The sequence below is a fragment of the Candidatus Desulfofervidus auxilii genome, assembly GCA_030262725.1.
GTDB lineage: Bacteria > Desulfobacterota > Desulfofervidia > Desulfofervidales > Desulfofervidaceae > JAJSZS01.
Map to the genome: position 1 here is coordinate 1 of JAJSZS010000042.1, position 8,319 is coordinate 8,319.

General features: G+C 29.9%; 5 protein-coding genes. 3 read left to right on the forward strand and 2 right to left on the reverse strand.

What is annotated here, in order from left to right; translation table 11 throughout:
* The 3 genes from LWW95_11180 to LWW95_11190 form a co-directional block, all read left to right on the forward strand.
* The coding region (locus LWW95_11180; protein ID MDL1957586.1) for an Eco57I restriction-modification methylase domain-containing protein at positions 1-2,161 on the forward strand (2,161 nt) is incomplete at its 5' end.
* A 178-nt stretch (positions 2,162-2,339) separates the two neighbouring features.
* Positions 2,340-2,780, forward strand: a complete 441-nt coding sequence (locus tag LWW95_11185) for a hypothetical protein (GenBank protein ID MDL1957587.1) — start codon at positions 2,340-2,342, stop codon at positions 2,778-2,780.
* A 4-nt stretch (positions 2,781-2,784) separates the two neighbouring features.
* Entirely contained in the window at positions 2,785-3,903 is a 1,119-nt protein-coding gene (locus LWW95_11190) for a hypothetical protein (GenBank protein ID MDL1957588.1), read from the forward strand.
* Here LWW95_11190 and LWW95_11195 read toward each other — a convergent pair.
* Complete coding sequence (locus LWW95_11195) at positions 3,898-6,150, reverse strand: hypothetical protein (protein ID MDL1957589.1); 2,253 nt, start codon at positions 6,148-6,150, stop codon at positions 3,898-3,900. The two genes, LWW95_11190 and LWW95_11195, sit on opposite strands and share 6 nt — an antisense overlap.
* Before the next feature lie 79 nt (positions 6,151-6,229).
* Positions 6,230-7,639, reverse strand: coding sequence for a hypothetical protein (locus LWW95_11200; protein ID MDL1957590.1), 1,410 nt, complete (start codon positions 7,637-7,639; stop codon positions 6,230-6,232).
* Positions 7,640-8,319 lie beyond the last annotated feature (680 nt).

Genomic DNA, 8,319 nt, shown 5'->3' on the forward strand with positions numbered 1-8,319 from the left:
TAGGAGAGCTATAGAAGTAGCTAAAGTGAACTTATGGCTTGAAGCTATTAAGCTATCACCAGCCGATTTCAGATACGACAGACTACCAAAAGAAACCAGCCATATATTACCAAGCTTGGAAACGAATTTTAGATACGGGGATTCTTTAATCGAATTACCGCAAGATTATGCTATTAGACTTTTAGAAATGAAATTTAAGGATAAAATTGTCCAGCTTTATAGCCTTAGAGATCGATATATTGAAGATCCATCTAGAAGCGAACTTGTAGACAAGATAGAGAATATAAAAATTGAAATTAGATTAGAATTAGATAAAGTGTTCAAGAAATTTTTAAGTAAAAAAGAAATATCTCAATCAGTTTTAAAGAAGTTAAAGCCGCTTCATTGGATCTTAGAGTTTTGGTTTGTATTTTTTGATAAGGATGGAAATGTACTACCTGAATCAAAGAGAGGATTTGATATAATAATAGGAAATCCACCCTACGGTAGAATAAAGCAACTTCTAAAAACCAAAGAAGAAAAGTTAGCCTTTTCAAAAATATATAATAATCTATTTTATTATCAAAGGGGAAATTATAATTATTATAAGTTGTTTTTAGAAAAATGCTTCTTCTTATTGAAAAACACTGCACTTTTTTCGATGATCTTTCCAACGGCATTCTTGGGAGAGGATAATTCTAAGCTTCTTAGAAAGTTATTTTTTGAAAAAGCTAGAATAATAAAAATACTTCAGTTTCCAGAAAAAACTAAAGTATTTGAGGATGTGACACAAGACGTCATTATATTATTATATCAAAAAATTGAAGTAAAAAATGATTATAAAATTTTAATAAAAACAAATATTTCTAGAGAAGAATTAAGCCGACTATTTGATTTAAAATTTCTTGAAATAAGGAAAAGTGAAATTAAGGAAATATCAGAAGATTATCAAATACCAATTTTTAATAACCCTGAGGAAGAATGGAAAATACTAAAGAAAATATCTACTTTCCCAATATTTAAAGGAAACAAGAAAATACCAGCTATTGGTGAAATTGGAGTTGGTCATCTAGACGAAACCATTGATAAAGAATTTATTAGCAAAGAACCTACAGGAGATATACTTGTAAAAGGAATACACCTAGATAGATATTTCGTTGATTTGGATCCCGAAGGTCCCCAGCCTAGGTGGATTAAAAATAAGGAAGAATTTTTTAAAAAGAAACCGAAAGCGGAGGAAATATATAAAAGGGATAAAATAATTGGCAGAAATACGATAAATAGAAAACTGAAGCCAAGATTACGATTTACTTGGCTAAAAAAAGGATATGTAATTACAAATGCAATTAAATATATACTTATCAGTGATGAAACATTAAACCCATATTATATTATAGGATTACTAAACTCTTCATTACTAAATTGGAACTTTGAACTTTTCTCCAGTCAAAATAATATAAGAAACTATGAAATTGAAAGACTACCTATCATAAGGGCGAAGCCTATACAGCAAAACCCGCTTGTTAACTCCGTCAAGAAAATCATCTTATTAAAAAAATTAACATATCAATTTATTAAAAAATGGAAAGAATGGTCGATTAAACTTAAAAATATGGAAAAAACGTTAATGGAAATTCTAAAAAACGATGCTCAGGCTCTCAGAAAAGGACTAAGGAGTAATTCTTGGACTTTAAATGTATCGTTCTATCCAAACAGTGAGAATGAAGTCTTAGACTCAGAGTTTTCAAAGTTTAAAGTAATAGGAAGTTCGATATCAAACAAAATTAAGATTTATGGTCTAAACGAAGAAAATGAAGAAAATTTAATTTATGAAATTGAGTTCGAGGATAGAGATCTAATGTTACATGTTTATTGTTCTATTCTTGTAGCTTTGGAGTCTAAAGCTAGGATAAAGACCCTTCGTCATCTCTTATCTAAGACTAAGGTACCTATAATAAGAGAGATTAACAAAAACTTAAAAGAGTCAACTATGAATATTATTAGAATGGTCAAATACGAATTTTCTAAATGGCTTAAAGAAGAGAATATAGAGAATGTTGAGACGGATATAATAAGGGTTGATAACGTTATCCGAGATATAGATGCAAAAATAGATGCTTTAGTATTTAAACTATATGGTTTAGATGAGAGAGAAATAAAAGTTATTTTCAATGCTTTTTAGAGCACTATAGAAGTTTAGAATAAATAATAATAAATGCTGATCAGAAATAAACCCCTTTTCGTCTATTTTTCATTCTTTCTTAATCCTAAAAATATTAATAACCTTAAAAAATAATATATCTTATATTAGAGATATCTATCATATTAACATCTTGGCAAGATCCAAAAGAAGTGGAAGTATGTCTACTAAATGGATGCTAATCTCAGAAGTATGGAGTTTGAATAAAACAGCTCGATGGATAGGGGATGCTCTAACTGCTCTGACTCTTTTAAAGTTTAAAATGCGGGGGCTTAGAGTAGATGAAAATGAGAAAGATTTAAAGGAAAGAATATTAAAAGTAAGAATAATAATAAACAATCTTTTAAAAGAAATAAAGTTTATATTAAAGTCTGGTTATGGGCCCTCCCCGCTTCTTAAAGCTGTTCAAGAGGAATATGGATACGCTAATCTTAAAAGAGTTGAAAAAAGGTTAGGAAAAATCTTAGAAATTTTAAAGCATATAGAGAAGGGGAATTATAGTGAAGAAGATTTTGAGGAAATTGAGAGAATGTTAGAATGTATAGCTTATGAAGCATCAACTCTATCTGAGGAACTTATAACTCAAACTGGACGGTATTAGCACTATGAGCACGACATTTCTCAATAAAATAAAGGATGACATATACTCTGATATAATATTCTTAAAGAAAGCATATAATACAATTTGTATAGATGATTTAAAAGATATTAAAATCTCTGGTTTAGCAAATAGGTTTACAGTTAAGCTGAGCATGATAGAGGAATATCTTAATAACGAAGTACCTAAACTGATTAAATACTTATTTTATATTGAGAAAAATAAACAGGCCTATAAAGAATTATATACCCGAATATTATTTAAGCTTCGATCAATAAAACAGATTATCTACATTTTTCACATCATCTATGGATTAGTTACTCTAAGAGAAAAAGCCAAAAAGAAAGTTTCTCGGAGGTATTTAAGTTTAGCAGATGAATATATAGATTTGATGTCAAAGGAAATGGGTTTTCCCAAAAATCTATTGTTTATTCTTACGCCAGGAAATTCATATGCAACTATTCCCATATTAGAAGAAAAGATAAGCGTTATCATGCTTCCATTTACAAATCTTACTAAGCCTTGGAAATGGGTTTTACTTTCTCATGAATTGGGGCACATATATTTTCGTTATAGTAGAAAAAATATAATTATGAAAACTCTACCAATAATAGAGGAAAAGTTGAGAGAAAGTATATATGAAAAAGAAGGTATTAAGAATTATATAAAATTATGGAGTAGATACTGGCTGGAGGAAATAGTTTCTGATATCATAGCTACAGGTTTATGTGGTCCTGCCTTTCTAAAAATGCTTATCTTAGAGGCCATTGAGCATGATCCAACACATGTGCATGCTAGTCACCCACCGCTAGATATAAGAGCTCTAGCACAAATCGAATATATGTGTCTTGTTAAAGCACCTAATAAACTTATACAAACCATGAAAAATGCTTGGAAAAAATTTAGAAGCGGAGTTAAGGAAGCGTCGTCGCTTCCAGAGTATATGAATGAAGAACTAGTAAAACGAATTTTACCTCCTCTGGCCGACATTATCCCGAGACCATTTATAGTTTCAAACTGGGATAAATTTGAGAGAATAATATATAATTTTCCTAAAATAAAAGACGAAGATATTAGATTTATAATTTTAGCAATGGCTTTAAGCGATATACATAAAGAATTATAGTGGTGGTCCAACTATATCTATCTCCCTTTCTGCAAAAATTGCGTACTCATCTGCGTACTTTATAGTTATAGGCATTTTCAGTTTTTTAATTACTCCCTCCCAGTGAAGGAAAGAAAGATAGTAAATTTCCTTAATAACATCTTGGAGAGAGTAATTAGTTTCATCATTACTAATTATCTCTATAAGAAGTGGCTTAGCTAATCCTTGTTTCAAAAGAGGCCAACCAACGCTAGCTAATAATCCCATACGATTATTTAATTCCACCATTACGCCTGATGGACAAGGTAATAAATTACCCTTACTATATTTGAAAATTCTGTAAGGTGTCGTTTCTTTAATGGAAACTAGGGTTACTAAAACTTTTAATCCTCTTTGCTTAAGTAGTTCTATTGCGTTATCTATACCCAATTTTTCACTTTGATAAACATCGCCATCTCTATGTATTAAAAGATGAATAGGTCTATCTTTAGGTAGAATCTTTATGTTTTTCATAATAAGATGTATTATTAAATCGCTCATAATATTACTCTCAATCTTAGATCCTTTAAGTGGGATACTAATTTCGTTAATGTAATTTCCTTTTTTATTAATTAGAGAAACTGTAGCAACTTTACTCGGCCTTGTGTCTATTCCTATATATAAGTCTCCCTTTAGATTTTTGCCTAAAAGCCATGGACGAATACCTATTTTTCCAAGAAACCCGCAAACTAAGTTAAGTATAGAATTAAAATATATATGCATCTCTTTATCTCGCAGATTATATTTCTTTAACACTAAGTCTTTAGTAGTCATCTGGCACGGAACATCTTGAAATACTCTTTTAAATTCAAAGTATAAGGGGTCATTAGTGCTCCTTAGAATACAAAGGACAGCCTTTACTTTATTCTTATATTCAGAAAAATTTTTCCTTATCTCAGTAGTGTCACCATTTGAATATTCCCAGAGATATAATCTCTTTTTAGGTGGAAGTGTAACATGAAGATATTTCTTAGCAATACGTCTGATATCTAAATAAAATTTCTTGACTTGCTCCTCAGCCAAGTATTCACGAGGATAAGCTAAAACTAATCTTTTTTCGTAAAAACTAATCTTACCTTTTGCTGGGCCAAATTTCTTTAGCTTACTCCTAAAGAAAACTGTGTAGTTCTGAAAACCCCCTTCATTTTCTAGGTTAAAAGATTTCTGATGCCCAAAGCGCAAATCAGGTGGTTTTAATTCTATGTATTTAAAAATTGCTAGATCCTCTAAAAATTCAATCCTTGGAATATTGGGAAATGAAGATATGTAAAGCGGATTTATTACGTTAAAAAACCGTTGTATCTGTTTAAGTCTACGATCAACTGTTAAATAGATCTCGCTTTTTATGTCTTGAGATTCTCCTTCAAGATCCTTGGTTCTTAAAACTAGATACGCCATACTTGGAGCGAAGTAGATACCTCCTTCAGTTTCAAGAAGAGGTTCATTATCATCTATCTTATCTGCTATTTCAGGTAAATTTTTATAATCTCGATACCAGCTCTTGACAGAATACCATTTTCCATTTTTTTCTATCACTTCGTCTCTGCCTGCCTTTAAATCTTCTCTTAATCTTAATACTTTTCTCACACTAAGAGTAATAGTATTTCCTTTAACTTGACTTACAGTAATATAACGTCCTTCCTTGAACATAGCTTTAATCTTTTCAGGCCCATACTTAGATAGTAAAATTAAAAGGTTATCATTATGTACAACGCGAGTTATCGGGTCTAAAACTAGCCATATAAAGTTGTTTATCACTTCGTATCTAAAGAATACCCCCCTATAAATTTTATATCTTCCAGATTTTCCATCTACTATTTTATCACAAGAAAGACTGTAATACTTATTATAAGCAACTCTCCAAAATCCATGGTATTCAAGTTTCTGTCTAGTTAAATTATAAAACAGTCTCTTTGCCGATGTCGGGTACTTGTTAAGACTTTCACCCTTCATATCTAACTTAAGAATAAAGCCATTTATCCTGATTTCTTTAGGAGACTCAGGTGGATTGAAGACTAAAATATAATTTTCTTCCTCTGTAGGACAATATCTTACCGATAGAGTATTGAGCTTAAAAGAAATCTTTTGGCACAATTCTTTAAGCACTTTAAATCTATCTTGTCTACGTCCTAAATTGGAAATCTTGTATCCATATGCTATTATTCCTAATTGAGATAGAGGCCTTTTTGCTTTAAATAAATTAAGCCTATATTCATTTTTCAAGTTCACTTAAATCTCCATAATAAATAGCATTTACTCTACTAATATGTTTCACTCTTATTTGACGGGCGAGCGAGCAGTATGTTAATTATTTCCTTGACTTTAGATATAATAAGACACCTATGACAAAGAATACAATGAACAACATAAATTCTATGGCTATAACATTATATACGTATTGTGAGATAAAAAAGGCTACTAATGGTGAAATAGTTCCGTATACGGTAAATAATAAATATATTCTTAGCATGTCGATAAGGAAAAGGGTAGCCACAATGAAGCATGCAACCGATAAAGCTTTCAGCAAACCGTATTTAACGAGCACAAAAGCAAAAAATATTACAGACAATATAAGATATATTATTATGTCTATTCTAGGATATGTTATTTTCTCTTTTACTGTTACGATAATCTCATTGCTAGTACTTTCCAAATATTCAGATGACCCTTTAAAATAAGCTTTAATTCTCCATTTTCCAGCCTTGTTAAGACTTAACTGATAAGAATATTCACCTAAACTATTTGTGAAAACTATTCTCTCATCGACATTTCCGTCCGGGTCTGTAATTATTATTGATATCATTTCTCTCATAGACGGAGTCAATTTGCCAGATACTACAATTTCATCGCCTTCTGATATTTCATCCTTATTAGCTTGACAGGTTATTGAAGAATTAGCTTTAGAAACATAAATATATTTGTAATAACTTTTGTAATATCGATATCCCGTTTCAGCAGAATACGTTATATAGATATTTACCTTATTTCCCTCTGAATATTTAGGTTTCAATTCAAATGTATATTTATTTATGTCACCAGGATTTATTATGTCTGTCTCATACTTATCATTACCTAAGATTTCGAAGATATACGATGATATTATTTTAACTTCTATATCCTTAATTTTAGTTTCCCCTTTATTTATAATCTCAACAGTAAAATTAAAGGGACTAAATACCGTAACATTAGTTGGATAGTAAAAAAGAATGCTTACATTGGGTTTATAAGCATACTCATAAATATCAAAATATTCGAAAAAATATAATCCCCAGTTAAAATCATATGATTTATCTACTGCGTATCCATCAATATCTATAGATATACTACTCTCATACATTTTTCCTGGCTTAATGAGCGAATCTTCTCTAGGCTTAAATGTAAAGTTAAATTCTAGAATATCTCCTTTCTCTTTAAACATTTTATCTATATTATAAGTAACCTTCTCTCCTATTCCAATTTCAAGAGAAATATAAGATATGTAAATATACTTGTGATTTCCTAATTCGTCTATTCTCAAAGTACATTTAACAATATATGGTTCATTCAAAATTCGTACATCATCTAACTCTAAAATTACGCTAATTCTCGCCTTACCATTAAAACTACCCCATGAATATGAAAACAATTTATTTATAGGTTTCGAATCATATCTTTGTAACAAAACTAAACTAATTATTGAAAAAGAAAATAAAAGAAAGATAAATAATCTTTTTTTCATTATTCATCTTCCCAATATCTATTATAATATTTTTATGAAACAAAAATATATAAATATTTGTATATTTGATCTCAAAAATAATTTAGAAACAAAATATACAAATAAGGATAGTTTGCGGGGTTCATAGCAATTAAAAATCACTTATTTTCTTAGTCAACATCTTTAATAATACTCATTTAACTTTTTCCATATTTTTCTATATAATATTACTGCACCTATATGTGTGCATATTTTTTTCTCCCTAATTTTTCCATATCGATTTAAGAAGCATGTGCAGAAATATTTCTGTGATTTAGGTAGATAGTTTACATAATAGTATGGATAATAGTCTCCCAACTCCCTATAGCCTTTAACTATCCATGTTTTACCGCTATATTCTACACCCAACATATATCGTGTAAGACATCTAATATACCAGCTTTCACTCTTATCTGAAAAACTCATATGCATATATCGCAGTACCTCCAATATCCTTAAAACATATTCTCTATTTAAGTTAAATTTCTGGCATACAACTATAGAAAAAGTGGTATCCGTAACATAGTCGAAACGATGTCTAATAATATATCTACTTAGCTTTAAAGCCCTTTTTAAGTCTCTCATATATTCTCAATCCTCTCGATGTTAAGACTATCTGACCTTGCCTATGTTCCAGCAAATTATAGTTTAAAGCTTTAGTC